This is a genomic window from Pelomonas sp. Root405 (assembly GCF_001425165.1).
Classification (GTDB): domain Bacteria; phylum Pseudomonadota; class Gammaproteobacteria; order Burkholderiales; family Burkholderiaceae_C; genus Pelomonas.
In genome coordinates, this window is sequence record NZ_LMDU01000012.1 from 260183 (window position 1) to 285028 (window position 24846).

A 24846-nucleotide genomic window follows, 5' to 3' on the forward strand; every position below is an offset into this window, starting at 1 on the left:
GGTTGTTGGGTTAGACGCTGAGCAGCTCGTCCATCCGGGCCTGGTGGGCCTGGAGTTCGGCTGCGGGGAAGGACAGCACGACTTCGCCGTGCTCGATGACGATGAAGTGGTCGGCCAGCGGTGCGGCGAAACGGAAGTTCTGCTCCACCATGACGATGGTGAAGCCCTGGCTCTTGAGCGTGCGGATCATGCGCGCCAGGGCTTGGACGATGACGGGGGCGAGGCCTTCGCTGATCTCGTCCAGCAGCAGGATGTCGGCGCCGGTGCGCAGGATGCGCGCGACGGCCAGCATCTGCTGTTCGCCGCCCGAGAGGCGCGTGCCGGGGCTGTTCTTGCGCTCGGCAAGGTTGGGGAACATGGCGTAGATGTCTGCCTCGCTCATCACCTTGCCACGTTTGGATTTGAGCGGTGGCGGCAGGCGCAGGTTCTCTTCGGCGGTGAGGCTGGCAAAGATGCCGCGCTCTTCAGGGCAGTAGCCGAGGCCGAGCTGGGCGATGCGGTGGGTGGCGAGGTGGATGGTCTCTTCACCGTGGACCTTGATGCTTCCCTTGCGTGCGCCGGTCAGGCCGAGGATGGCGCGCAGCGTGGTGGTGCGGCCGGCGCCGTTGCGGCCGAGCAGGGTGACGACCTGGCCGGGCTGCACGGACAAGTTGATGCCGTGGAGGATGTGGCTTTCGCCGTACCAGGCGTGGAGGTTCTGGATTTCGAGGGCTGGAGTGGCCATGGCTTTGGTCAGCTTGCTCGGCGAAGAGAGCGTGTCATCGTTGCATTGCCGGGAGTCCGTCCCGGCAGCCGGGTAACTTTCTTCTGCGGGGCCAGAAGAAAGTCACCAAAGAAGAGGCCCTGAACCGCACACGAGTGCGGCGCCGCCATCAGCGGCGCGCGAAAACAGCCGCTGGCGTTTCGGGCAGACGCGAACCGCTGCGCTCTCGCTGCTGTCCCTATGACGAGAGCCAAGGATCGAACCTTCACGCCCGTTAACGCCGGCTGCACGCCGGGCTCACCAGGGAATGCGAACGCGGCTTCGCTGGGGCGACGCGTCGACGGAGTCGGTGCGGCTGAACGCGGCGCCCGAGCGCCGCCGTCTTGGTATTCCTGGTGAGTCCGGCGTGCAGCCGACGTTAAGCGGGTAGGTGGTGCGGTGAGTGATGCTGGTGACAGGGACAGCAGCGAGAGCGCAGCGGTTCGCGTCTGCCCACTCGCCGTTCGCCTGTCGCACGGCGCAGCTCGTGCATGTGGTGCTGGTGTGCGGTTAAGGGCCTCTTCTTTGGTGACTTTCTTCTGGCCCCGCAGAAGAAAGTTACCCCGCCGCCGGGCGGGACTCCCGGCAACGTGGCGCCAAGCCAGAGCACCGAGCAGCAGCACCATCAATGCGCCCCCACCAACTCACTCGCCTCGGTGCCCATATAAGCCTCCAACACCGCCGGATGCTTCGACACCGTCGCGTAATCACCCTCAGCCAGCACCGCACCCCGCGCCAACACCGTGATCCGATCCGCGATGCTCGCGACGACCTTCATGTTGTGCTCCACCATCAGCACCGTCCGCCCTTCGGCCACGCGCTTGATCAAGGCAGTGACCCGGTCCACGTCTTCATGCCCCATGCCCTGCGTCGGCTCGTCAAGCAGCATCAGCTGCGGCTCCATCGCCATGGTCGTGGCGATTTCCAGAGCGCGCTTGCGGCCATAGGGAAGGTCCGCCGCTTTCAACGAGGCCATGTCCCGCAGGTCGACCAGCTCCAGCAGCGACAACACCTTCGCGTCCAGCGTCTTCAGCCCCGTGAGCCCCTTCCAGAAGTGGAAGCTCGTGCCCGTGAACCGCTGCAGCCCGATGCGCACGTTCTCCAACACGGTCAGGTGCGGAAACACCGCCGAGATCTGAAACGACCGGATCACGCCACGCCGCGCGATTTGCGCCGAGGTCTCACCAGTGATGTCGGTGCCTGCAAGGACGATGCGCCCACGCGTCGGCACCAGGAACTTGGTCAGCAGGTTGAAGCAGGTCGTCTTGCCGGCACCGTTGGGCCCGAGGAGCGCGTGGATGTGTCCGCGCTGAACCTGCAGGTTCACCGAGTCTACGGCGGTGAAGCCTTTGAACTCCTTCGTCAGGTCGTGCGTCTCGAGGATGAATTCGCTCATGGACTTGGCTGTTGGCTGCGCGACTCTAGGCCTTCATGCATCGCGTCGGCTTACGGGCATTCACGGGGTCTGGCCCGCTGAAAGGAAGCGTTCGATGAGGCCAATCTGCTCGGGCGTGTTCAGCGCCGGCGCGTGGCCGCAGCCGGGGATCAGCGCCACCGCCGCGCGCGGGCCGCGCTCCCGCATGGCCTGCGCCGTCTCAGCGGTCAGCAGTGTCGAGTCCTCGCCGCGCAGGCACAGCACTGGCAGGTCAAGCTGGTCCCATGCGGCCCACAGCTCGTAGTCGTGCGGGTGATGCTCGAACTGCTGCACCAGCGCCGGGTCGTAATGGGGCGTCACATGGCCATCGGGCAGGCGGCGCAGCGAGGTCTCGGTCAGGTGTCGCCACTGCGTGTCACTCAGGTGACCGAAGCTCGCATAGATCTCGCGGAAGTAGGCCTCCAGCTCGGTCACGGTCACGAAGCTGGGCGGCTGGCCGGCATAGGCCTTGATGCGGGCCATCGCCGGCGTAGCCAGCTCCGGGCCGTTGTCGTTGAGCACCAGGCGCTTGATGCGGCCGCGAAGCTTGGTCGCGGCCCCCAGCGTGCCGATGGCGCCGCCCATGGACGTGCCGACCCAATGCACCTTCTGCAGGCCGAGTCCATCCAGCAGCGCCTCGGCGATGTCCACGTAGAAGTCCAGGCAGTATTCGCGCGCCGGGTCCGTCGCCCACTGCGACAGGCCGCGACCCGGCGTGTCCGGGCAAATGACGTGCCACCGGGTGCTCAGCGCGGCCGCGAAGTCGTCGAAATCGCGCCCGCTGCGAGCCAGGCCGTGCCAGGCGATGACAGCCGGCGACGCCTCGTCGCCCCAGGCGGTGACGTGGATTTCGCGACCCAGGCAGTTGATGTAGAGCGATCTCATGGCTTGGCTCTCCCGCGCGCCCACGCCGCCAGCCGCAGCCGCCCGACGATGCCGCCGGGGAAGTGGTAGACCGCCAACACGAATAGCAGGCCCAGCCACAGCAGCCAGCGGTCGGGCGACACCAGCGTGCTCAACACCGGCACGCCGTCGACCAGCGAGCCGGCGCCCTTCAACAACGCCTGCAGATAGTTCTGCGCGACGATAAAGAGCACGCTGCCGATGACCGCACCGTAGACCGTGCCCATGCCGCCGATGACGACGATGAGCAGCAGGTCCAGCATGATCTCCATGCTCATGGCCGTCTCGGGGCCGGTGTAGCGCAGCCACAGCGCCAGCAGCGCGCCGCCGCAGCAGGCCAGCAGGGCCGCGATGACGTTGGCGCCGGTGCGATAGACGACGATGCGATAGCCGATGGCTTCGGCGCGGAACTCGTTCTCTCGAATTGCCTGCAGCACGCGGCCGAACGGTGAGTTGACGATGCGCAGCAGCAGCACGATGAGGGCCGCGACGGCGACGAAGAGCAGGTAGTAGGTCAGCAGCCGGCCGTCCAGCATGACGCCGAGGAACGGCTCCTCCATGAACTCAGTCGATGGCCGCAGCACGTCGGGCAGCTGGAAGTTCAGGCCGTCCTCGCCGCCGGTGAACTCGCTCAGTTGGGAGGCCAGTGTCATGAAGGCCGAGGCGACAGCGAGCGTGATCATCGCGAAGAAGATGGCCTTCACGCGCAGGCTGGCCAGGCCCATGGCAAGTGCCAGCACGGCGCTGAGCGCAAGGGCGGCGATGAAGCCCATGCCGAGCGAGGTCCAGTCCGGCCCGAGACGCGCCGACGCAATGGCGATGCCATAGGCGCCGATGCCAACGAACATCGTGTGCGCGAAGCTGACGATGCCGGTGTAACCCAGCAGCAGGTCGTAGCTGGCCACGAGCAGTATGAAGACGAGGATCTTGGCGGCAACGTTGAGCGCCTGTGTGCCCGGGAAGATGAAAGGCGCGCCGAGCAGGCCGACGAAGCAGGCGATCAGCAGCGCGGCCAGGAGGCGGCTGCGTGGCAGGTCGTGGGAGAGCAGTGCGCGGATCATTTGGCGCCCACCGGGTAGAGGCCCTGCGGGCGCCACAGCAGGATGGCCACCATCAGCCCGATGTTGGAGAACAGCGCGGCTTTGGGCGCGATGAAGCCGACGTAGTTGGCCACCAGGCCGACGAGCAGCGCGCCGACGAGGCAACCCACCGTCGAGCCGAGGCCGCCGATGATGATGACGATGAAGAGCAGCAGGTTGACCTGCGCGCCGATCTGCGGCGTGACCCCCTGCTGGACGAGACCCCACAGCACGCCGCCGAGGCCGGCGAGCGCAGCGCCGGCCACGAAGACGCCGACGAAGAGGCGCCGCACGCGGTAGCCCAGCGCCTCGACCATCTCGCGGTCCTGCACGCCGGCGCGTATCAGCAGGCCGATCTTGGTGCGGTTCAGCACGAGCAGCAGGCCGACGAGCACGACCAGGCCGACGACCATCGATAGCACGCGGAACTTCTCAACCGCGACGTCGCCGAACAGGAAGATGCCGCGCAGCGTCTCGGGCATTGGCAGCGGGATGAGCTGCGGTCCCCAGCTGGCCTTGATCAGCTCCTCGCCAATGATCATGCCGCCCATGGTGATGAGGATCTGCTTGAGATGCTGGCCGTAGACGGGGCGGACGAGCACGCGCTCGAACACGACGCCAACGGCGGCGGCGATCGCCATGCCGGCGAGGCAGGCGGCGGCGAGTGCTGTCAGGTTGGATAGCACGTCAGGACTGCTGGCCCACGGCGCCATCGCGGCGAGCACGGTGGTGGCCATGAAAGCGCCCAGCGCGATGAAGACGCCGTGGCCGAAATTGAGGACGTCCATCAGGCCGAAGACCAGCGTCAGGCCGGAGGCGATGACGAAGATGATCAGGCCCATGGCGATGCCGGCCAGGGTGAGGTTGAGCCAGGTGCTGGGGCTGCCGGTGAGGGGCAGCGCGAGCAGCATGATGGCTGCGAGGAGCGCGAGGGGTCTTGGGTCGAGCTTCATGCTTGTGGGGTGCTCTTGCGGAGAGCGTCACGGCTCGCTGCATTGCCGGGAGTCCCGCCCGGCGGCGGGGTAACTTTCTTCTGCGGGGCCAGAAGAAAGTCACCAAAGAAGAGGCCCTGAACCGCACACGAGCACCGCGGCGCCACGAGTGGCGCGCGAAAACTCTCGCCTGCATGGCGCCTAGACGCGACCCGCTGCGCTCTCGCTGCTGTCCCTATGACGAGTGCCATGGCTCGCCCCTTCACGCCCGTTAACGCCGGCTGCATGCCGGGCTCACCAGGGAATGCAAACGCGGCGTCGCTGGGGCGACGCGTAGGTTGGGGTGCTAATCCCAACGCTGGGCGGTTCGGGGAGTGTTGGGGTTGGCTGCGCTCACCCCGACCTACGAGGAGAAACGAGCCATCGCGTCGCCCGAGCGACGCTGCATTCGGTATTCCTCGTGAGCCCGGCGTGCAGCCGCGCGTTAAGCGGGCAGGTGGTGCGATCAGCGCTGCTGGTGACAAGGACAGCAGCGAGAGCGCAGCGGCTCGCGTCTGTCCACTCACCGACCGGCCGTTGCACGGCGCAGCTCGTGCATGTGGTGCTGGTGTGCGGTTCAGGGCCTCTTCTTTGGTGACTTTCTTCTGGCCCCGCAGAAGAAAGTTACCCGGCCATCCCAAAAACGTGGAGCGCTCATTGATGCGCCCCCAGCGACAACCCCAACAACCGCTGCTGCAGCCCCGCATCCGCAATCAACTCAGACATCGAGCCCCGATGCACAACCCGCCCGTCATCCATCACCGCGACTGAATCGCCCAGCTCAGCAGCCACCCGAAAGTTCTGCTCCACCAGCAACACCGTCGTCTGCGACGTCTTCTTCAGCTCCCGCAACGCCGTGATCAAGTTCTGAACAATCGCCGGCGCCAGCCCCTTGCTCGGTTCGTCAATGACCAGCAGCTCCCGCGGCTCCACCATCGCACGCGCAATCGCCAGCATCTGCTTCTGCCCGCCCGACAGCTTGCCCGCCGGGTGAGTCCAGAACGTCTTCAACGCCGGGAACAACCCGAACAACCAATCGAGCCGCGCCGCATCCAGATCCGCTAACCGCTTGGCCGAGCGGGCCGCCAGCAGCAGGTTCTCCGCCACGCTCAGCTCGCCGAAGATGCCCATCGTCTCCGGCACGTAGGCAATGCCGCGCGACGCGATGTCGGGCGTTGCCAGCTTGGTGATGTCCTCACCCTTGAACGTCACCGTTCCAGAACTCGCCGTCCACAACCCCATCAACGTGCGCAGCGTGCTCGTCTTGCCCGCGCCATTGCGGCCCAGCAGCATGGTCACCTGCCCCGACGGCACCTCAAGGTCCACGCCATGCAGGATGTGATACGCCCCGACATGCGTATGAACACCGCGCAGTTCGAGCAAGTTCATGCCGCAGCCACTCCCAGGTACGCCTCTTGCACGATGGGTGACGCGATCACCGTCGCCGGGTCGCCGTCGGCCACCAGCTTGCCCTGGTGCAAAACAATGATGCGGTCCGCCAACTCGCGCACGACGTCCATCTTGTGCTCCACCAGCAGCAACGTGTGCTTCTTCTCAGCCTTCAGTGCTCGGATCAGGTCGAGCACCACGGGCACCTCATCCACGCTCATGCCGGCCGTCGGTTCGTCGAACAGATAGACCTTCGGATCGAGCGCGATCAGCATGGCCACTTCGAGCTTGCGCTGGTCGCCATGCGGCAGGCTGGCGGCGAGGTCGTCGGCGCGCGAGCCTAGCCGCACGCGGTCGAGGATGGCGCGTGCCTCGCCGATGAGTTCCTTGTGCGACAGCCACACCGACAGCATGCGCAGGCCAAAGCCGCGCCGCGCCTGCACGGCCAGCCGAACGTTCTCCAGCACCGTCAGGTGCGCGAACAGCTGTGTCAGCTGGAAGGCCCGGCCCAACCCGCGTCGCGTGCGCACCGGTGCAGGCAGCTTGGTCAGGTTCTCACCGTCCAGCCACACCTCGCCGTTGCTCGCTGGCAGCTGGCCCGAGATCAGGTTGAAGTAGGTCGTCTTGCCCGCGCCGTTGGGACCGACGATGGCCGTCAGCGTGCCGGGCTGGAAGGCGCACGACACCGTATCGACGGCCACATGGCCGCCGAAACGGATCGTCAGGTTCCTGGTTTCGAGCATGTGCCGCTCAAGTTCAACGCTTGTTGCGGATCGGCACGTTCATCTCTTCCGGCTTGATCTCCCGCACCAGCTCCGGCACACCCCAAGGGAAGGCCGGGTCCACCTTGATCTTGAAGTGATACATGGACTGCATCGCCTGGTGGTCTTCAGCGCGGAAGGTCATCTTGCCCTTGGGCGTCTCGAAGCTCATGCCTTCCATGGCCTTGATGAGCTTGTTCGTCGTCGTGTCGCCGGCCGTCTTCTTCAGCGCCTCGACAACGGCGATCGCCGCGCTCATGCCGCCGGCAGTGAAGAAGTCGGGCGGTTGCTTGTACTGTTTGTAGTGGTTGGACACCAGCCACTCGTTGACCGGGTTCTTCGGGATGCCGAAGTAGTAGTACGTCGCGCCTTCCATGCCGGGAAACTGCTTGTACGCGGCCATGGCCGGCAGGATGTTTCCTCCCGAGCCCACGCCGATGCCGTAGCGCTTTTGCAGGTCCAGCGCGGCCAGGGCGCCGAAGGGTGGCGTGCCGCCGGCCCACACGACGGCAATCACCTTGGGACCGGGCTTGTCCTTCAGCGCATCCACCAGGCGCTGGATGCCGGCGGTGAAGTCGGTCGTCGCGGTGGGCAGGTATTCCTCGTGGACGATCTTGGCCTTCTTCAGCGCTTCCTTGTAGGCCTTTACTGCGTCGCGGCCGAAGGCGTAGTCCTGTGCCAGCACGCCGATGTTCAGGCCGGCGATATCGGAAGCCACGGCGTTGGCCAGCGCGTCCTGCGACGAGTTGCGGCCGGTACGGAAGATGTACTTGTTCCACCGCTCGCCGGTGATGGAGTCGGCCACGGCGGGCTCCACCAACAGGATCTTCTTGTACTCCTCGGCGACGGGCAACATGGCCAGCGCCACGCCGCTGGACGACGGCCCGACGGCGATGTCCGCCTTGTCGTCGCCATAGGCCGCGGCCAGCAGGCTCTTGCCCACGTCGGGCTTGCCCTGGTCGTCCTTCTCGATGACGACCAGCTTCTTGCCCGCGACGGTCATCGTGCCGCCGGTGGCGTAGTCCAGGCCCATCATGAAGCCGATCTGCGTCTGCTTGCCGTAGGCCTCCAGCGGGCCGGTCTTGCTGTAGACGTGGGCGATGCGGATGTCCTTGCCTTGGGCCAGGGTGAGGCCGGGGGCGCCAGCCGCGAAGGTGGCCGCGGCGGCGAGGGCAAAGCGGCGCGTGAGGTGGCGCATGGTCTTGTCTCCAAAGTTCGTCTGGGTCTGCTCTGTCGGCAGACGTTCAACTTCCCTTTTTGCAAGGGCCGTGCCCGGCGGGGAAGGGGCGCCTGAGCCGGTTTTCTTGCGGGTTGTCCCGAGGTTTTTGGCCGTTAGGGACGACGTGAGTGTCCGAAATTCAGGCGCCGCCTGAAACCTGGACTTCCAGATCGGGCCAACGTGCCAGCCGCTCGTACAACGACGCCCGCGAAATCTGCAGCAGACGTGCCGCCGCCATGCGGTTGCCGCCGGTGGCTTGCAGCGCGCGTGCGATGGCGTCCCGCTCCAGCGCCTCGATCAGCTCGGGCAGCGGCGCGACGGCTTGCGCCGCCGTGATGGCGGGCGTGGGAGGCTGCGGTGCTGCTGTCGGCATGGCCTCAGCAGGCATCGCCGGCAAGGCCGAACCGCCCTGGAAGTGCGCCGCCGTCAGCTGCATGTCGTCGCTCATCAGACTGACCTGCTCCAGCGTGTTGCGCAGCTCGCGGATGTTGCCGGGCCAGGCCTGCAGCATCAGCCATTCGATGGCGTCGGGGCTGAGCAGCTTTTGCGGCATGCCGCTGCGGCGGGCGATGTCCTCGCCGAGGGCCTCGGCCAGCGCCTCGATGTCGTCCAGGCGCTCGCGCAAGGCGGGCACGCGGATGGGCAGCACGTTGAGGCGGTAGTACAGGTCAGCGCGGAACTGTCCTGCGGCGACCATCGCGGCAAGGTCACGGCTGGTGGCGGCAATGACGCGCACATCCACGCGCAGCACGGTGTTGCTGCCCAGCGGCTCGACCTCCTGCTCCTGCAGCACGCGCAGCAGCTTCGATTGCAGCGCCAGCGGCATGTCGCCGATCTCGTCCAGGAACAGCGTGCCGCCATCGGCGAGCTTGAATTTGCCGTCGCGACCCTTGCGGTCCGCACCCGTGTAGGCGCCCGGCGCGACGCCGAAGAACTCGGCTTCCAGCAGCGTCTCGGGCACGGCGGCGATGTTGACGCTGACCAGCGGTCGGTGGGTTCGACGCGAGGCAGCGTGGATGGCGTGCGCCATCAGTTCCTTGCCGGTACCGGTCTCGCCGAGCAGCAGCACGGTGGAATCGGTCTGCGCGACGCGGCGAGCTTGGCGCTTGACCTCCAGCGCCGCAGGGCTGGCACCGATGAAGCTGGCAATCGTGTACTTGGGCCGGCGCTGCGCGGCAAGCTGGCGCCGCGTGTCCTCCAGTTCCTGCTGCAACCGCGCGAACTTCTGAATCAGCGGCTGCATGGTCGTCTCGGGGTGGTCGAGCAGCACAAGCCCGAGCGCGCCGATGACCTCGCCTGCGTCGTTGCGCAGCGGCAGCCGACTGACGAGGAAGGTGCCCGCCTTGTTGGTCAGCAGGTCGACCAGCACCGGCTTGCCCGTCGCCAGCACCTGCAGCATCTGCGTGTTGGGCACGACGTCCTCGACCCGCTTGCCGACGAACTGGTGCTCGTCGTCAAAGCCGAGAGCCGGCAGGAAGCGTTTGTAGCCGTCGCTGATCCACACCACGCGGTGGTTGCGGTCCACCACCATCATCCCTTCGGTCGACCGGGCCAGCACGTCGAACATCGACTGCGCGGCCAGGCGCAGCAGGCCGTCGACGTCCTGCGGGATGCCCTGCTGTGCGGGCGGCTCGGGTGTCTGGAACTTGGACAGGGGCATGACCGGCGCAATGTACCGCGCCGGCCCTGCCCCGTCGGTCGAGCCGAGCCCGCTCAGTCTCACGCTTAGAACTTGTACGTCCCGCCGATGCTGACCGTTCGCGGCGCGCCGTAGAACGCGTTCAACACGCCCAGGCCGGCGATGTTGTAGCCGTCGGTCTTGTAGGCCTTGTCGGTCAGGTTGCTGCCCTGCAGGAAGAAGCTCAGATTGGCGTCCTTCTCCCAGATCAGGCCGGCGTTCACAAGCGCATAGCCGTCCTGTGCAAGCGTCTCTGCCAGGTCGGTGGTCGGGTAGACCTTGCTGCGGTGGGTCAGGCCCAGGCGCGAGCGCAGCGTGCCGACCGCCAGCTTGGCGTTGTGCTCGATGTTCAGGCCGGCCGCGAACTTGGGCGTGTTGGTGAACTTCTTCTGGTCGGCCACGTTGACGCCGCGGTCGATGTACTCGTCGTACTTGGCGTCCAATGCGGCCAGGTGGCCGCTGATGCGCCAGGCGCTGCTGGGCGTGTACGCGAACTCGACCTCGGCGCCCTGCACCGTGGCTTTGCCGGCGTTGGTGAAGTCGCCGAAGAAGCCCGGCTGGCCGTTGGCCTGGGTGTAGCTTGTGAACACCGACAACTGCACGTTCTTGTACTTGTTGTGGAAGAGGGCGGTGTTCAGCTCCAGGCGGCCGCCGTCCAGCACCATCTTGGCGCCCAGCTCCAGCGAGTCCAGCACCTCGTCCTCGAAGGGCTTGGACGAGCCCGGGAAGGCCAGCGTGTTGGCGCGAATGTTGTAGCCGCCACTCTTGAAGCCGCGCGAGGCCGTCGTGTAGAGCTTGACCGCGTTGCTGACCTTGTATTCGAGCGACACGCGCGGCGAGGTGTTGGTCACCGAGCGGCTGTTGTCGAAGTTGGCCGGCACGGCGATGGGCGTGCCGCTGAACTGCTCGTTCGCGAAGGCCTGGTTCAGCACCACGGCGCGCTTGCTCTCATCCGTGTAGCGCAGGCCGGTGCTGACGCTGAACTGCGGCGTCAGGCGCCAGCTCCAGTCGCCGAAGATCGCCTTGCCCTCGGTGTAGACGATGCCGTTGGTGGTGCCGAAGCTCAGGTTGAAGAAGTTGTTGCGCACGGTGCCGCCGGCGCGGCCGTCGAACCAGTACACGCCGATGACGCCGGAGTGGTTCTGACCTTCGTAGATCGCCTGCAGCTCGTGGCTGGTCGAGCTGTCGTGGTACTCGGCGCGCACGTCGGCAATCTTGTTGGGCAGGCCGTCGAAGTCGATGGACGTGTCGGTGTCCGACGCGCGGTGCGCCAGGATGTACTTCAGGCTCCAGTCGTTGCTCAAGCCCCAATTCAGCGTCAGCGACTCGCCCTCGCTGCTGGTCTTGCTCTTGTTGGGCATGCCCGACGCAATGTCGTAGCGGCCGGTGGTGGGCGGCGTCTTGGCGGGGTCCGACGGGTTGACGTTCAGGCGCTGGAAGCCGCGCATGTTGGAGTTGTCCACCGTGCGGTCCACCGACACCTGCGCGTTGAAGCTGGAGCCGGAGGGGAACCAGCCCACTGAGACGCGGCCGCTGGTGGTGGCCTGGTTGCTGACGTCGCTGCCGTCGGTCAGGTTCTTGCCGAAGCCGTCGCGGGTCAAGCTGGCGCCGGCCACGCGAAAGCGCAGCTGCCCGTCGTTGACGGCCGTGCCCACGCCGCCCTTGGCCGTCACCTGGCCGTAGTTGCCGATGGCCAGCGTCACCGAACCTTCGGTTTGCTGCGGCAGCGGCTTGGAGACGTACTTCACCGCGCCGCCCACCGTGTTCTTGCCGTAGAGCGTGCCCTGCGGGCCGCGCAGGATCTCCACGCGCTGCACGTCGTACACGTCCAGCAGCGCACCCTGCGGGCGGGCGATGTAGACGTCGTCGAAATAGATGCCCACGCCGGGGTCCACACCCCACAGCGGGTCGGCCTGGCCGACGCCGCGGATGAAGGTCGTGATCGTCGTGTTGCTGCCGCGTGCGGCATAGATGGTCAGGTTGGGCACCTGGCCCTGCAGGTCGCCCAGGTCCTTGATGGCCAGCTTGTCGAGCTGCTCGGCGGTCAGCGCCGTGACGGCCACGGGCACGTCCTGCAGCGACTCCTCGCGCTTGCGCGCCGTCACCTTGACGACGTCCAGCGTCGTCACGGCCGCGTCGGTGGCGGGGGTGGACTGGGCGGCCGCGGGCAGGCCGAGCGTCGCGCAACCGCCGGCGACGGCGGCAAGGATGGCGAACTGCAGGCGCGTCAGACGGACGGGCGCCGGATGGCGTCGGGGCATGGCTTGTCTCCTGGATAGTTTTTTGCGGAACCCGTCACAAAGCGCAAAAGCCATGCCCGCGCCAAAGCGGGGCGTTTACGGAAAAACCCTTGCGAGCTAACCCGCGATTTAAGTGGTCCGCACGGCAGAACTGTCCGGATTCCGAGCATTGGCCTGTGGCCGGGCTGTCCAGCGAGCAGACAGCGCCGGACCACGCGAGGCAACGCCAGACAACACCCCTGGGGCTGCAAGACGGCCGGGCCGCCGCTATCCTGCGCGCCGCTTCTCTTCCAACCCCGGAGACCCACGATGCTCAAGCGCCTGCTTCCCACCGCCCTCGCCCTCGCCTTCAGCGCCACGACCGCCCTTGCCGCCGGCCCGCAGCTCAAGGGCCAGGCGCCCGGCTGGTACCGGCTGCAGCTGGGTGACTTCGAGGTCACGGCGCTGAACGACGGCACCCTCGACCTGCCCGTCGACAAGCTGCTGCAGCAGCCCGTCCCCAACACGCTCAAGGCCCTGCAGCACGCCTACCTCGGCGTGCCGCTGGAGACCTCGGTGAACGCCTATCTCATCAACACTGGCGCGAAGCTGGTGCTGGTGGACGCCGGCGCGGCCAGCATGTTCGGCCCCACGCTGGGCCGCCTGCTGGCCAGCCTCAAGGCCTCGGGCTACACGCCCGAGCAGGTCGACGAGATCGTCATCACCCACATGCACGGCGACCACATCGGCGGCGCCTCGGCCACGGTGTTTCCGAACGCCACGCTGCGCATCGACAAGCGCGACAGCGACCACTGGCTGGCTGCCGACCAGGTCGCCAAGGGTGACGGGCCCAAGGCCATCGCGGCGCTGGTCAAGGGCTTTGCGGACGCGGGCCGCTTCAAGCCCTTCGAGGGCGCTACCTCCGGCGTCGAGATCGTGCCCGGCGTGAAGGCCTTCCCGGCCTACGGCCATACGCCCGGCCACAGCAATTACGTCGCCGAAAGCAAGGGCCAGAAGATGATGTTCTGGGGCGACCTGATGCACGTCGCGACCGTGCAGTTCGCCGAACCGAGCGTGACTATCCAGTTCGACAGCGACCCCAAGGCCGCCGCGCCCGCGCGCGAGAAGGCCTATGCGGCCGCGGCCAAGGACGGCTACTACGTCGCGGTGACGCATGTGTCCTTCCCGGGCATCGGCCGGCTGCGCGCCGACGGCAAGGGCTATGACTGGTTGCCGGTGAACTACTCGGCGAATCGCTGAGCCGGCGGGCCCTCGTCGCTGCGCGGCGGTTGCAGCCGCGCAGCGATGGCGTTGGGCGCCGAGGCGGCCACGCTGGCAATCTCCATCAGCCAGGCGCCGGGACCAGCGGCTGGCGCCGGATGGGACGTCGCCCGGGCCGCTGCAAGTGCATCGCCATGCAGCGGGGCCAGCCTGCCGTAGCGCACCTCGATCCGGCCGCACAGCCTGCGCCGCTCGGGCAGATCGCTGACGTGGCGCAGCAGCGGCACCAGCGTTGCCGCATCGTCGGCAAGCTGCCGCTGCACGGCAACCAGCAAGCCGTCCAGCGCGTTGGCACAGTCAGGATGCGGCGGGGGGCGGATCAGGCACAAGGCCAGCGCGTCCCGAAACTGGCGGTGATGGCCCGTCGGCTCGACGGCCACATCCCCCCAGGCGACGTCCTCCAGCAGTGGCAGCACCAGCTCTTCGCGCGTCTGGGCATGCAGGGCGCCGCGGTCGCACAGTTCACGATGCGCCAGCTGCCGCTGCACCAGCGCGGCCGTGCCATCGGCGGCTTGATGGATGAGGCGTTGAATCTTCGTGAGCTGTTCGGTCAGGAGGGCGGTGCAATCCATGGCGGTTTTCGGGGACGACTTCGTGAGGCCGGTCATGGCTGGCAAACGATGTGCCGCCGTCGGTGCGTCCTGCACCGAGCCCACCGCAACAACGCGCCGGACTTGACCATGCCCGGCGGAGTCGACGTTAGGGCGCGGCCGAGCGAGCCGGTGTAGGACGGGTCCGCCACAGTGCCTGACAAGCTAGGGGCGCCTTCACGGCGTCCCGCGCAGCGGCAGGTGCGCGCGTCTGTTCCCTTAGCGCGCGGCTCGCCCGGCGCGGGTCATCCGCAGGATGGTGGTCAGGTTGATGGCCGCGATGACGATCTCCAGCGCCGTGCCGCCGATGGAGCCGACGATCAGGTTGTTGGCGATCCAAAGGCCCGTGCCACACAGCATCAGCAGGCGCATCGGGATGCCGTGCAGCGTGAACAGCGCGATGGTGCCCAGGCAGGACGCCGCCAATGGCAGCCAGTCGCTGGGCTTGTCCGCGATGGCCAGGCCGAAGCCGATGTTGGCGGCGACGATGAGCACGGCCACCCAGGCCGAGCGCGTGCAGAGGGATAGCAGCGAGCGCAGCATGGACAGCGACGAACTCGCCACCGCCGTCGGGTTGCCCAGCAGCGCGAAGTGGGCGATGTAGGCGATGCACTCGCCCGTCATGAACCATTTGAAGCGCCTGTCGTCGGTCTGCAGGAAGCAGCCAACCCCGAGCACGAAGGCGGCATAACCGAAGAGCTGGGCGGGCGAGAACCAGTCGGTGGCGAGCATGCGGAGAGTGCGCGGAACGTGGGTGGCCCAAAAACTAGGGGGGCGCTGGAGCGGGCTGGCGATTGTCCCCGCCGACGCTGGAGAAACCGGCCTTCGCGCGCCGCCGCGCCGCATTCCCGTCGGTTATGCGGCCCGATCGAATTGGCAAGGCCGCCGCGGACTAACCCGCTGTTCGGTGCATAGCGGTTTTGCAGACCATCCGACCCGCCTCAGCTTCGCGACGCGCTCGCTCCCGCCATGACCCTCAACAAGACGCTGTTCACCGCCCTGGCCCTGACGGGACTGTTGAGCGGCATGCCGGCCCGAGCCGAGCTTCAGCTGCGCGCCAACGGCAGCATGGTCTATGACACCGCCACCAACCTGACCTGGCTGGCCGACGCCGGCCTGGGCGGCCTGCGCACGCAGGCGGATGCGGCTCAGTGGGCCGAGGGCTTGAGCTTCGGCGGCGTCAGCGACTGGCGGCTGCCCACGGTGGCGCCGGTCAACGGCCTGGCGCTGCAGCTCGACTATTCCGAGGATGGCTCCACCGACATCGGCATCAACAACGCCGGTGCCAACACCGAGCTGGGCCACCTGTACTACGCCAGCCTGGGCAACACGGCGGCGGGGCTCACGCAGACCGGCTCCTTCAGCGGCCTCGTCGACCCGGGCAACCCCGTCGGCCCGGTGTTCTGGACCGGCACCGCCACCGAGCCGGGCTGGGCCTTGAGCTTCTTCATGGGCATGGGCGCGCAGGAGGCGCTCGCCACCGACACGCTGGGCCAGGCCTGGGCCGTGCGCGTTGGCGACGTGGCCGCCGTGCCCGAGCCCGGCAGCGTCGTGCTGATGCTGGCCGGCCTGCTCGCCATCGCCGCCCGTCGCCGTTCACGCTGAAGGAGGCCGTCATGAAACAACTGCTGATCGCCCTGTCCCTGAGCCTGGCTGCGTCCTTCACGGGATTGGCTCAGGCGGCCTACACGCCCACCCCCGCCGACTGGGCCTGCACCAACAAGGTCGGCGGCACCTGGACGCATGGCCGCGCGCCCTCGGGCTGCGACGCCAACGCCTTCGGCCCCGACAGCTTCGTGCGCGGCAACTACACGGGCGTCATCTTCAGCGATGCGTCCACCAGCCTCGTCGACGAACGCAAGCGCTACATGCAGGCCATGTACCCGGTCATCCGCGACGCCAGCGAACGCTACCTGCGCTCACGCAAGCCGGCCGTGTCGGCGCGCGAGTTGGAGGCCTTCCAGCGCGGCACCTACGCCACGCTGCGCCAGGAGACCTTCTGGTCGCACTACCGCGACGCGCAGCTCGGCGCCGGCCAGCCCTACACGCTGAAGATGATGCGCGGTGACAGCGGCCATGGCCACGGAATGATGCAGGTCGACGACCGTTATCACTTCGTCCAGCTCCAGGAAGGCAAGGGCTGGAACATGATGCAGAACTTCACCTACGCCATCGACATCTACTACGACGCGTGGGAAGCTGCACCCAACGCCTGCCTCGGCGGGGTGACGACGCCGACCGGCACCACGGCCGAGGTCGACGCCTACTGGCGCAGCCGCGCGCGCTCGGCCTGGAGCGCCTACAACGGCGGCCCGACCAAGGTGTGCCGCTGGCAGAACGCCGCGGACGTCAACGTGGCCAAGGACAACGGCTATCGCGACAACTACGACGCCCGCCTGTGGCTGGTGGACATCGCCGACCTCGGCAAGCCCGCCGGCATCGACGTCAACTGCCTGATGGACAACGGCCCGCAATGCCCCGTCCCAACGGGCGGCAACGTCGAGGCCGGCAAGCTGCTGCAGGTGGGTGCGGCCGCCTGCGTGCTCAACGGCAGCACGCTGGAGTGCGTCGACGACATGCGCGACGCCGCCTGCCTGGCCGGCCGTGCGAGTTTTGACGACAGCACCGTCACGCAGGTCTATGTGGCGCAGACGGCTAGCTATGCCCGCATCGACCACAACCGCCACCAGCTCTGTCGCGCCCAGGTGCCGGGCCTCCAGTCGCTGGCCAGCGCGATCGCGACGCTGAAGCCGCTGGAGCTGCGCTCCGCACCCGACGGCATGGTGCTGGGCCAGGCCGCGGCAGGCACCTACCAGGTGCTGGACTTCATGGTCAGCGGTGCGCAGACGCAAAGGCGCCTGTATCGCATCCGCGCGCTCGTTAACGGCGTGCTGACCGACGGCTGGATCGACGCCGGCACCGCGGCCACGCATGCCGCGCTGGCTGCCGGTGCCGCATCGGCCGGTGCTGGCGCCATTGCCTACGCGGGCGACTGGGTCAAGGTCGTGCCCAACCTCAACATGCGCGCCACGCCCGGCGGTGCGCTGCTCATCGCCATCCCGGCCGGCACGCCGGTGCAGGTCAAGGAGGTGTACGGCACAGCCTCGGCCAACAACCTCTACTACCGCGTCGAATACCTGCACAACGACGGCGTGCTGCGCGAGGGCTGGATCTTTGCCGGCAACCTCTATCCGGCGTCCACGCTGGCGAACTGGGCCGTGCCCACCTCCGCGCCATCGACACACAAGCATGCCCACTGCCCCAACGCCACCCGTTACGACCACCACGCGCGCCAGTGCCTGAGTGGCAGCCAGGCCTATGGTCCGTTCACGCTGGCCGCCATGCAGGCCTGCGTGGACGCCGGCGGCGGTGCGGTTTGCACGGCCAACCGCGCCACAGTCGTCGATGGTGTGGCGGTCGCGATGCCGATCTGGAGCAAGGCCCTCGCCGCTGCTGCGAACGGCAACGGCGATTGCCCGCGCGGCGCGGCGCGCTCCGCGGCGCACCGCTTCCATTGCACGGAGACCGTCACGCGCAACGGCGCGGCCGAGACCGATGTCTACGGCCCCTTCGGCACGGCGCTGGTGAACGCCTGTCTGGCGCGCACCGGCAATGCGGCCCATTGCCGCACCAACCGCTGGCCCGCGGCCACCTTCCTGGCCTTGCAGCCCTGACCGGATTCAGGCGATGAAGCTTGCGCTGGCACTGGCCGCGGCCGCTGCGCTGACGGCCGGGCTCTGGTGGGCCCAACGCGAGGGCCCGGCCGATGCCGTTGCGGCCGCGCGCCCACCAGTCCTGCCCGCCAGCGACTCGCCGCTGGGCTGGAGCCAGCCAAGGGCGTCGGAGGTGGCTTCTGCTGCGGTCGAGCCGGCCGCCGTGGCATCACTGACCACCGTCGCGCCCGCGCAGGCGCTGCGCACGCTGACAAAGTGCTACGCCGCCAACAGCTGCCGCCTGACGCGCGGCGAAGGCATGGACGAGCATTTCGAGGTGGTGCGCCTGCTGCTCGGCCAGCTGGACCGCCTCGCTGCGCAGGGCACGCAGGCCGAGCAGGCCGCCTGGGCGCGCGAGCTGCTGGCCTTCCCGGACGGCCATGTGCAGGCCGCGGCGCTCGCCTTGGCCGCCCGGCTGCCGCCGTCGGCCGAAACCACAGGCGCGGCCGTGGCGGCCCTGGCCAGGACCTATGACGCCGTGCTGCTCGCCAAGGCCTATCCGGTGCTGCAGCAATGGCAGCAGCTGGGCCTGACCAGCGGCTATGACGACATGTTTATCGGGCTGGTTCACACCGGCGGCTGGCAGGCCGCGCAATCGGTGGCCGAGAACATCGGACCCTTCCTCAACGCCGGCAATGTGGGCCGCTTTGAACAGGTGGCGCGCCAGCTTCAGCCCGGCGTGCGCCAACAGGCGCTGCTGCGTTCGCTGCGCGATTACGAGCTGCAGCGGCGGGGCGGTTGAGGCGGGTCTCAGGCGCCCATCAACTCCCCGACGGGCTTGAGTTCATCGACGCGGTCGCACACCGCCTTGACGCTGGCCAGGATGGGCACGGCGAGCAGCAGCCCCAGCAGGCCCCACAGCCAGCCGAAGGCGAGCACGCCGATGAACACGGTCACGGCGTTCATGCGCGTGTTGCGGCTGCTGAGCCAGGGCATCAACAGGTTGCCCGAGATGGTGTGCACGACCAGTACCGTGCCGGACACGAGCATCACCATGTCGACGTTGCCGAACTGCACGAAGCTCATCAGCCCCGAGCCGACGGCCAGGATGCTGGCGCCCACGTAGGGAATGAAGTCCAGCACAAAGGCGGCTGCGCCCCAGACGGCCGCGTGTTCAAGGCCGATGAGCGTGAAGGCGAGCCACACCGTCAGGCCGACCGTGGCGCTCACCATCACCTGCACCATCAGGTGTCGCTGGATCTGCAGCCCGATCTCGTCCATGGTCTGCACGGTGAGCCGCCGCTTCGCGAACGTCGGCCCGGCCAGGTGCGCAAGCTTGCGGCGGAAGTGCGAACCCGAGGCGAGCAGGAAAAAGGTGATGAACAGCACCACCACGACCTGCCCGATCAATGTGAGGGCGCCGACCGTGCCTGTCCAGAGGTAGTCCTGCAGGTTGAAATGAGACCGCTCGATGACGACCCGCGTGGCACCCCGCGGCGGCGAGGCTGCCGGCCCGCCGGCCGCTGCCGCCTGCTCCAACTGCAACGCCGCCTTCTGAACGTGTTCGAGAGCGCCGCCGCTTTGAGCGCGATGCGCGGCGACGGCCTTCCTGACCTTTTGCGCCGCCACGGGCAGCGTCTGCAGCAGCGCGCTGGCGTCGTCGGCAAGCGAGTAGCCGGTCGCCCCGAAGCCGCCCACCAGGCTCAGCAGCAGCACGCCGGCTGCCAGCGCCCGGGGCAGCCGCAGCCGCTCCAGGCGGTCGACCACGGGCTTCAAAGCATGGCTGAGCATCCAGCCGAGCAGCACCGGCACGATGATCGTGCTGGCCCAGCGCATCATGTAGACAACGGCAAGGAAGGCGATCACCGCCAGCGAAAAGCTGCGGATGCGCACCGACATCGGCACCGCCGCCGTAGCCGCCGCGGACGGCACCGCCTCGGGCGCGAGGGTGGCCGGGAGATCGGGCGTCAAGGTCTGGAGAGGCGGGTGGTCCATGCTGGAGGGTCGCTGTAGCGCGCGGCTTCGTCTGTCGGCGGAGATTCTGCGCGGCTGTCAGCGCATCGGCCGCACGCCGGAAGTACGCCGGCCACGCGGTGATTGCGCGCCGGCCCCGCGGTAGGCTCCCAACCATGCGTTTCCTCGCCCGCCAGTTCGCGCACCAGACCGCCCGGCTCCTGCAGGACCCCTGGGGCTTCTTCTGGCACACCCTCAAGGCCTTCCGTGCCAACCAGGGCCTGCTGCTGGCCGGTGCAGTGGCCTATTACGCGCTGCTGTCCATCGTGCCGCTGCTCATCCTCAGCGTCATCGCGCTGTCGCACTGGGTGCCGCAGGATCAGCTGCTGCAGACTGTCGGCCGCTACTTGGCCTGGCTGGTGCCGGGGCAGTCCGCGGCGGTGGTGGCCGAGCTGGCGCGCTTCCTGGCCCACCGCGAGGTGATGGGCTGGGTGCTGTTGATCAGTATGCTGTTCTTCAGCTCACTGGCCTTTTCGGTGCTGGAGAGCGCGATGCTGGCCATCTTCCACCACCGCCGCAAATCGCACAGCCGGCACTTCATGGTCTCGGTACTGATCCCCTACCTGTACATCCTGTGCCTCAGCGTCGGCCTCCTGCTGGTCACGCTGGTGGCGGGCAGCTTCCAGGCGCTGGGGCAACGGGAAGTGGAGTTCCTGGGCTACAGCTGGTCGCTGGACGGCCTGTCGGGCGTCATGCTCTACCTGCTCGGCTTCGCCGGCGAGGTCTTCGTACTCGCCTCGGTCTACATGGTCATGCCGGTCGGCCGGCCTTCGCTGCCGCTGGCCCTGATCGGCGCGCTGGCGGCGGCGCTGCTGTGGGAGCTGTCACGCCACGTGCTGGTCTGGTACTTCGGCACCCTGTCGGCCATCGGCACCGTCTACGGCTCGCTGACCACCGCCATCGCCGTGCTGCTGAGCCTGGAGGTGGCGGCCGCGCTGCTGCTGTTCGGGGCGCAGGTGATTGCGGAGTTCGAGCGGTTGGGCGACGCGTGAAGCGCGTTTTGACGCTGAAGCACCGCGGCCAAGGCGAAAAAAAACCGGCTCAGGAGAGCCGGTCATGCACGGTGCCACGGGTTCAGTAGCGACCGCCGCCGAAGCCGCCCGTGCCGTAGCCGATATCCGTACGCTTGGTCGCGGTGAACCCGCCGGCACTATAGCCAGTCGACGCTCCGCTGGCTTCGCGAGGACGGGCCAGGCTCACGACGATGGCGCGGCCGTCCACGGACATGCCGTTCAGTGCCGAGATGGCGGCCTGGGCAAGCTCGGCAGACGCCATTTCCACGAATCCGAAACCCTTGGAGCTACCGGTCTCACGGTCCATCATGACCCTGGCAGAAGTAACGGTACCGAACTCAGCAAAGTTGCTTTTCAGGCTGGCATCGGTCACGGAATAGGGCAGGTTGCCCACATAAATCTTGCTGCTCATTGATGAGCCTTTCTGTGTTTGCCGCACCGTCAGGATGCGAATTTCGAATCTGCGACTGGGGAGTCCGCAACGAGTAGGGCGCTTGAACTGATCTGGCGGACCAGATCGTCTGCACGCGGGGATGCGACATGCACTCGCGACCAGCCCTGAGTGACGGCGAACAACCGGGCGCTTCGTCAGAAGCAACGGTTGCTTCCAAGCGGGACAAACGGCGGGAACTGCCGTTGCCCTGGGCGCGGTGACAAGAATGCCACCTGCGTTGTCATTATACCGTTTCAAGCATATAGGACAGACTCCATATGTCTTCGGATGCCGAAGCGCGGCCATGCCGCGGAGTGCATACCCATCCCCGCTTCTGCATGCAGCCCGTCGGGTCAGGGCATGCGCTGACCACCTGATGACGCTCGGAGTAGCTCGGCGCCGGCTTGGAGCGTGAGCGGCTTGGGGCGTGAGGCCGCAGAGCTGGCACATGGGAATATCACCTTGTCCGCTTCGCGCGGCGGACGCCTTTTTTGCAAACATGACGCCGCTGCCGACGGACATCACAATATGAACGCGATTCACGACCTGGCAAGTAGCTGGCCGACCATCAGCGCCTTGCTGGACGAGGCGCTGACGCTGCCGGCGGCGTCGCGGCAGGCCTGGCTGGACAGCCTGAACGACACGCCGACCGCGGTGCGCAGCGCGTTGCAGGCCTTGCTTGCCGGCCATGCCTGGGCCGAGAGCGGTGACTTCATGGGCACCTTGCCGAAGCTGCCAGGCGCGCCGATAGCCACGCGCATCGACAGCAGCGAACCCACTGCCGGCGACCTCGTCGGCAACTACCGGCTGCTGGCGCCGCTCGGCCGCGGCGGCATGGGTGTGGTGTGGCGTGCCGAACCGGCGGATGGCCCCCTGCGCCGCGAGGTGGCACTGAAGCTGCCACGGCTGGCCTGGGGCGGCGCGGTCGCCGAGCGGCTGGCACGCGAGCGTGACATCTTAGCCACGCTTGCGCACCCGAACATCGCGCGCCTGTATGACGCAGGCGTCGACGACCAGGGTCGCCCATTCATCGCCATGGAGCTGGTGGACGGCGTACCCATCGATGCCTACTGCACCGGCCACACGCTGCCTCTGCGTGAGCGACTGCAGTTGCTGTTGCAGGTGGCCGCGGCGGTGGCGCATGCCCACGCAAAGCTGGTCGTGCACCGGGACTTGAAGCCGGCCAACATCCTCGTCACGCCCGACGGCCAGGTGCGGCTGCTCGACTTTGGTATCGCCAAGCTGATGGACGGTGATGCCACCGCGGAGACTGCGCTAACCCGCCAGGCCGGCCACGCGCTGACGCTGGACTACGCCAGCCCCGAGCAGATCCGCGGTGAGCCGCTGGGCACTGCCAGCGACGTCTACAGCCTGTCGGTGGTGGCCTATGAGCTGCTGGCCGGCTGCAAGCCCTATGTGCTCAAGCGTGCCAGTGCGGCGCTGCTGGAAGACGCCATCGCCTCCATCGACCCGCCGCCGGCCAGTGCTGCCGCGAGCAACCCGCAGCTGAAGAAGCAGCTGCGCGGCGACATCGACGCCATCCTGCAGCAGGCGCTGCGCAAGGACCCGGCGCAGCGCACCGGCAGCGTCGACGCCTTCGCGCACGACATCCGCCAGTACCTCGCCGGGCTGCCGGTGCAGGCGCGGCCCGACAGCCGCTGGTACCGGCTGCGCAAGTTTGTGCTGCGGAACCGGCTGCCGGTGGGGGCGGCCGCAGCCGCATTGGCGGCGTTGATTGCAGCCAGCGGTTTTTCCTTGTGGCAGGCACGCATCGCGCGGCAACAAGCAGAGCGGGCGCTGGCGGTGCAGGCCTTTCTGACCGACATCTTCCTTACCAATCGCATCGAACAGGACGACCCGCTCAAGGCCCGCGAGACCAGCGCGCGTCAGTTGCTCGACATCGGCGCAAAGCGCATCGACAGTAATTTGCAAGCCGATCACGAAGGTCGCGCCGAGATCTTGGAGCTGCTCAGCAAGATGTACTTCGACCTGGGCCTGGACGCTGAATCCGCCGAGCTGTATCGCCGCCATGGCGAAGCGCTGAAGCAGGCTCTCGGCCCCATGGATCGACGCGTTGCCATTGCGCTGTCGGAATACGCGCAGAAGATCGATCAGCTTGGCATGGATGCCGAGCAGAAGGCGGCCTTGGCAGAAGCCAAGCGCATCCTTGATGCGCTCGGCGACACCCAATCCGTGGCGCGCGCGCACCTGCTCGAAGCGATGTCCAAAGCCCACCCGTTTGCCGGCCGGCAAACCGTCGAATGGGCCGCCCAGGCCGTTGCCATCTATCGCGCCCATCCGCAGTCGGACGGCTTGGCTGGGGCGCTCAACCGCCTCGGCATTTCGCTGACGCAGCTTGAAGACCATGCCGGTGCCGAAGCGGCCTTCGCCGAGTCGTTGCAACTGCTGCAGCGAATCTCAGGCACCAAGGGCAGCGTGATCATCACAGGCGGTCTGATGCTCGCTGGCGCTCAGGCCAAGCAGCACAGGATCGCCGAGGCTGAGCGCACCTACCGCAACACATTGGCGCTGTCGTTGCAACGCAATGGCGCCGCGCACATCGACACGCTCTATACCCAGGCCTGGTTCGGCTGGTTCCTGCTCCGGACCTCGCGGCGTGATGAAGGGTGGTCGATTCTGCGAGCCGCTGCCTCGACGTTGGAGCAAGGCGGGTTCTCGCCTTTCATCACCCGCACCGTCAAGATGCATCTGATCTACGGGCTGAGCAGCGAAGGCCGGCACGATGAGGCCCTGCCGCTGATCGACTGGGCAATTGGCGAGTTCCGCACCGTTGGCAACGGCCGCAATTGGTTGCTTCCGCTGTTTCTGCGTCTGCAAGCCGAGCAGCACCTCGGCCGAGGAAACGCGGATCAGGCCCGTGAATCACTGGCCCAGGCCTGGGCCAGCTATGAGCCGCTGCCGGCGGAGCAGCAGCGTCTCGCGGTCAGCGGGCTGGTATTGAGCAGCGCACGGCTGGCCCTGGCGCAGGGCCAGCCTGACGTCGCGCTGGCGTCGCTGGCCCGCATGCCGGTCCGCGCTGCCATGGCCGGCAGCGCCTTCGATCCGGACGGTCTGACGGCGCAGGCGCTGCGTTCGAGGGCGTTGCTGTTGCAAGGGCGTGAAGCCGACGCCGTGGCCGCGGCACAGGCTGCAGTCGGCGCTCTTGCGGCTTCCGGCCTCGCGGATCGCCATCAGCAGATTGAAGCCGAAATCCTGTTCGCGCTGGGACAGGCTTTGCAGCGGCAGGGCCGGTTCGATACGGCTTGCCCGGCACTTGATCGCGCCGTCGCGCTGCGCCAGTCCAGCCTGGGCGCGCAGAGCCCCCACGTCGCTGCGGCTCGGACGGCACATGTCGACTGCGTGCGCGGCCAGACGGTGGTGCGGGTGGCCGGCCGCCCTACTGGCAACCTGAATGCGCTGGGTGGTGCACCGACAGGGCTGTCGAAGTAGCGAATCGTCACATCGCTAGCCCATGCCGGGTGCGCGAG

General features: G+C 67.5%; 20 protein-coding genes. 6 read left to right on the forward strand and 14 right to left on the reverse strand.

Features of this window, described 5'->3' with window-relative positions; all coding sequences use genetic code 11:
• Window positions 1–10: 10 nt before the first annotated feature.
• The 10 genes from ASC81_RS14130 to ASC81_RS14175 form a co-directional block, all read right to left on the reverse strand.
• The gene (locus tag ASC81_RS14130) at window positions 11–724 is read right to left on the reverse strand and encodes an ABC transporter ATP-binding protein (protein WP_056268230.1); all 714 of its coding nucleotides are present in this window, start codon (window positions 722–724) and stop codon (window positions 11–13) included.
• 643 nt (window positions 725–1367) lie between these two features.
• Window positions 1368–2138 carry an ABC transporter ATP-binding protein gene (locus tag ASC81_RS14135; protein WP_056268232.1) on the reverse strand — a complete coding sequence of 257 codons (771 nt, stop codon included), beginning with the start codon at window positions 2136–2138 and terminating at the stop codon, window positions 1368–1370.
• Window positions 2139–2198: 60 nt separating this feature from the next.
• A complete protein-coding gene (locus ASC81_RS14140) occupies window positions 2199–3041 on the reverse strand; it encodes an alpha/beta fold hydrolase (RefSeq protein WP_056269034.1) in 843 nt (280 codons plus the stop codon).
• The gene (locus tag ASC81_RS14145; protein ID WP_056268233.1) at window positions 3038–4120 is read right to left on the reverse strand and encodes a branched-chain amino acid ABC transporter permease; all 1083 of its coding nucleotides are present in this window, start codon (window positions 4118–4120) and stop codon (window positions 3038–3040) included. Before ASC81_RS14145 ends, ASC81_RS14140 begins: the two co-directional genes overlap by 4 nt.
• Complete coding sequence (locus tag ASC81_RS14150) at window positions 4117–5091, reverse strand: branched-chain amino acid ABC transporter permease (RefSeq protein ID WP_056268236.1); 975 nt, start codon at window positions 5089–5091, stop codon at window positions 4117–4119. Before ASC81_RS14150 ends, ASC81_RS14145 begins: the two co-directional genes overlap by 4 nt.
• 672 nt (window positions 5092–5763) lie before the next feature.
• Window positions 5764–6498 (reverse strand): ABC transporter ATP-binding protein, encoded by a 735-nt coding sequence (locus tag ASC81_RS14155; RefSeq protein WP_056268238.1) that lies wholly within the window; start codon window positions 6496–6498, stop codon window positions 5764–5766.
• A complete protein-coding gene (locus ASC81_RS14160; protein WP_056268241.1) occupies window positions 6495–7241 on the reverse strand; it encodes an ABC transporter ATP-binding protein in 747 nt (248 codons plus the stop codon). Before ASC81_RS14160 ends, ASC81_RS14155 begins: the two co-directional genes overlap by 4 nt.
• 13 nt (window positions 7242–7254) lie before the next feature.
• Window positions 7255–8457, reverse strand: a complete 1203-nt coding sequence (locus tag ASC81_RS14165) for a substrate-binding domain-containing protein (RefSeq protein ID WP_056268242.1) — start codon at window positions 8455–8457, stop codon at window positions 7255–7257.
• Window positions 8458–8617: 160 nt separating this feature from the next.
• Window positions 8618–10138 carry a sigma-54-dependent Fis family transcriptional regulator gene (locus tag ASC81_RS14170; RefSeq protein ID WP_056268245.1) on the reverse strand — a complete coding sequence of 507 codons (1521 nt, stop codon included), beginning with the start codon at window positions 10136–10138 and terminating at the stop codon, window positions 8618–8620.
• Window positions 10139–10203: 65 nt separating this feature from the next.
• A complete protein-coding gene (locus tag ASC81_RS14175) occupies window positions 10204–12417 on the reverse strand; it encodes a TonB-dependent receptor (RefSeq protein WP_082536519.1) in 2214 nt (737 codons plus the stop codon).
• A gap of 288 nt (window positions 12418–12705) precedes the next feature.
• On the opposite strand from ASC81_RS14175, the gene ASC81_RS14180 reads away from it, so the two are divergent.
• Complete coding sequence (locus tag ASC81_RS14180) at window positions 12706–13635, forward strand: MBL fold metallo-hydrolase (RefSeq protein ID WP_056268248.1); 930 nt, start codon at window positions 12706–12708, stop codon at window positions 13633–13635.
• On the opposite strand, the gene ASC81_RS14185 is transcribed toward ASC81_RS14180, so the two are convergent.
• Together ASC81_RS14185 and ASC81_RS14190 are read right to left on the reverse strand one after the other, a co-directional pair.
• Window positions 13617–14228 carry a hypothetical protein gene (locus ASC81_RS14185; protein ID WP_056268251.1) on the reverse strand — a complete coding sequence of 204 codons (612 nt, stop codon included), beginning with the start codon at window positions 14226–14228 and terminating at the stop codon, window positions 13617–13619. The two genes, ASC81_RS14180 and ASC81_RS14185, sit on opposite strands and share 19 nt — an antisense overlap.
• 237 nt (window positions 14229–14465) lie before the next feature.
• Window positions 14466–14978, reverse strand: coding sequence for a YgjV family protein (locus ASC81_RS14190; protein WP_056268253.1), 513 nt, complete (start codon window positions 14976–14978; stop codon window positions 14466–14468).
• Window positions 14979–15215: 237 nt separating this feature from the next.
• Here ASC81_RS14190 and ASC81_RS14195 point away from each other — a divergent pair, with 237 nt between their 5' ends.
• The 3 genes from ASC81_RS14195 to ASC81_RS14205 are packed head-to-tail and all read left to right on the forward strand — an operon-like array spanning window position 15216 to window position 18701.
• Window positions 15216–15851 carry a PEP-CTERM sorting domain-containing protein gene (locus tag ASC81_RS14195; protein ID WP_056268255.1) on the forward strand — a complete coding sequence of 212 codons (636 nt, stop codon included), beginning with the start codon at window positions 15216–15218 and terminating at the stop codon, window positions 15849–15851.
• Window positions 15852–15862: 11 nt separating this feature from the next.
• Window positions 15863–17920, forward strand: coding sequence for a hypothetical protein (locus tag ASC81_RS14200; protein WP_056268257.1), 2058 nt, complete (start codon window positions 15863–15865; stop codon window positions 17918–17920).
• A gap of 13 nt (window positions 17921–17933) precedes the next feature.
• Window positions 17934–18701: a hypothetical protein gene (locus tag ASC81_RS14205; protein ID WP_056268260.1), complete on the forward strand. Its 768-nt coding sequence runs from the start codon at window positions 17934–17936 to the stop codon at window positions 18699–18701.
• A gap of 8 nt (window positions 18702–18709) precedes the next feature.
• On the opposite strand, the gene ASC81_RS14210 is transcribed toward ASC81_RS14205, so the two are convergent.
• The gene (locus tag ASC81_RS14210) at window positions 18710–19870 is read right to left on the reverse strand and encodes an AI-2E family transporter (protein ID WP_235533661.1); all 1161 of its coding nucleotides are present in this window, start codon (window positions 19868–19870) and stop codon (window positions 18710–18712) included.
• Window positions 19871–20028: 158 nt separating this feature from the next.
• On the opposite strand from ASC81_RS14210, the gene ASC81_RS14215 reads away from it, so the two are divergent.
• Window positions 20029–20904: a YihY/virulence factor BrkB family protein gene (locus ASC81_RS14215; protein ID WP_056268266.1), complete on the forward strand. Its 876-nt coding sequence runs from the start codon at window positions 20029–20031 to the stop codon at window positions 20902–20904.
• Between the two features lie 82 nt (window positions 20905–20986).
• Here the strand turns inward: ASC81_RS14215 and ASC81_RS14220 are convergent, their stop codons facing one another.
• Window positions 20987–21337, reverse strand: a complete 351-nt coding sequence (locus tag ASC81_RS14220; RefSeq protein ID WP_056268268.1) for an RNA-binding protein — start codon at window positions 21335–21337, stop codon at window positions 20987–20989.
• A gap of 549 nt (window positions 21338–21886) precedes the next feature.
• On the opposite strand from ASC81_RS14220, the gene ASC81_RS14225 reads away from it, so the two are divergent.
• Complete coding sequence (locus tag ASC81_RS14225; protein ID WP_056268271.1) at window positions 21887–24808, forward strand: serine/threonine-protein kinase; 2922 nt, start codon at window positions 21887–21889, stop codon at window positions 24806–24808.
• The last annotated feature ends 38 nt before the right edge of the window (window positions 24809–24846 follow it).

Excerpts from the sequence above, each read along its gene's own strand:
- ASC81_RS14130 (WP_056268230.1), bottom strand. The coding sequence starts at position 724 with ATGGCCACTCCAGCCCTCGAAATCCAGAACCTCCACGCCTGGTACGGC.
- ASC81_RS14175 (WP_082536519.1), bottom strand. The coding sequence starts at position 12,417 with ATGCCCCGACGCCATCCGGCGCCCGTCCGTCTGACGCGCCTGCAGTTC.
- ASC81_RS14185 (WP_056268251.1), bottom strand. The coding sequence starts at position 14,228 with ATGGATTGCACCGCCCTCCTGACCGAACAGCTCACGAAGATTCAACGC.
- ASC81_RS14150 (WP_056268236.1), bottom strand. The coding sequence starts at position 5,091 with ATGAAGCTCGACCCAAGACCCCTCGCGCTCCTCGCAGCCATCATGCTG.
- ASC81_RS14135 (WP_056268232.1), bottom strand. The coding sequence starts at position 2,138 with ATGAGCGAATTCATCCTCGAGACGCACGACCTGACGAAGGAGTTCAAA.
- ASC81_RS14215 (WP_056268266.1), top strand. The coding sequence starts at position 20,029 with ATGCGTTTCCTCGCCCGCCAGTTCGCGCACCAGACCGCCCGGCTCCTG.
- ASC81_RS14155 (WP_056268238.1), bottom strand. The coding sequence starts at position 6,498 with ATGAACTTGCTCGAACTGCGCGGTGTTCATACGCATGTCGGGGCGTAT.
- ASC81_RS14180 (WP_056268248.1), top strand. The coding sequence starts at position 12,706 with ATGCTCAAGCGCCTGCTTCCCACCGCCCTCGCCCTCGCCTTCAGCGCC.
- ASC81_RS14220 (WP_056268268.1), bottom strand. The coding sequence starts at position 21,337 with ATGAGCAGCAAGATTTATGTGGGCAACCTGCCCTATTCCGTGACCGAT.
- ASC81_RS14190 (WP_056268253.1), bottom strand. The coding sequence starts at position 14,978 with ATGCTCGCCACCGACTGGTTCTCGCCCGCCCAGCTCTTCGGTTATGCC.
- ASC81_RS14225 (WP_056268271.1), top strand. The coding sequence starts at position 21,887 with ATGAACGCGATTCACGACCTGGCAAGTAGCTGGCCGACCATCAGCGCC.
- ASC81_RS14170 (WP_056268245.1), bottom strand. The coding sequence starts at position 10,138 with ATGCCCCTGTCCAAGTTCCAGACACCCGAGCCGCCCGCACAGCAGGGC.
- ASC81_RS14195 (WP_056268255.1), top strand. The coding sequence starts at position 15,216 with ATGACCCTCAACAAGACGCTGTTCACCGCCCTGGCCCTGACGGGACTG.
- ASC81_RS14200 (WP_056268257.1), top strand. The coding sequence starts at position 15,863 with ATGAAACAACTGCTGATCGCCCTGTCCCTGAGCCTGGCTGCGTCCTTC.
- ASC81_RS14140 (WP_056269034.1), bottom strand. The coding sequence starts at position 3,041 with ATGAGATCGCTCTACATCAACTGCCTGGGTCGCGAAATCCACGTCACC.
- ASC81_RS14145 (WP_056268233.1), bottom strand. The coding sequence starts at position 4,120 with ATGATCCGCGCACTGCTCTCCCACGACCTGCCACGCAGCCGCCTCCTG.
- ASC81_RS14165 (WP_056268242.1), bottom strand. The coding sequence starts at position 8,457 with ATGCGCCACCTCACGCGCCGCTTTGCCCTCGCCGCCGCGGCCACCTTC.
- ASC81_RS14205 (WP_056268260.1), top strand. The coding sequence starts at position 17,934 with ATGAAGCTTGCGCTGGCACTGGCCGCGGCCGCTGCGCTGACGGCCGGG.
- ASC81_RS14160 (WP_056268241.1), bottom strand. The coding sequence starts at position 7,241 with ATGCTCGAAACCAGGAACCTGACGATCCGTTTCGGCGGCCATGTGGCC.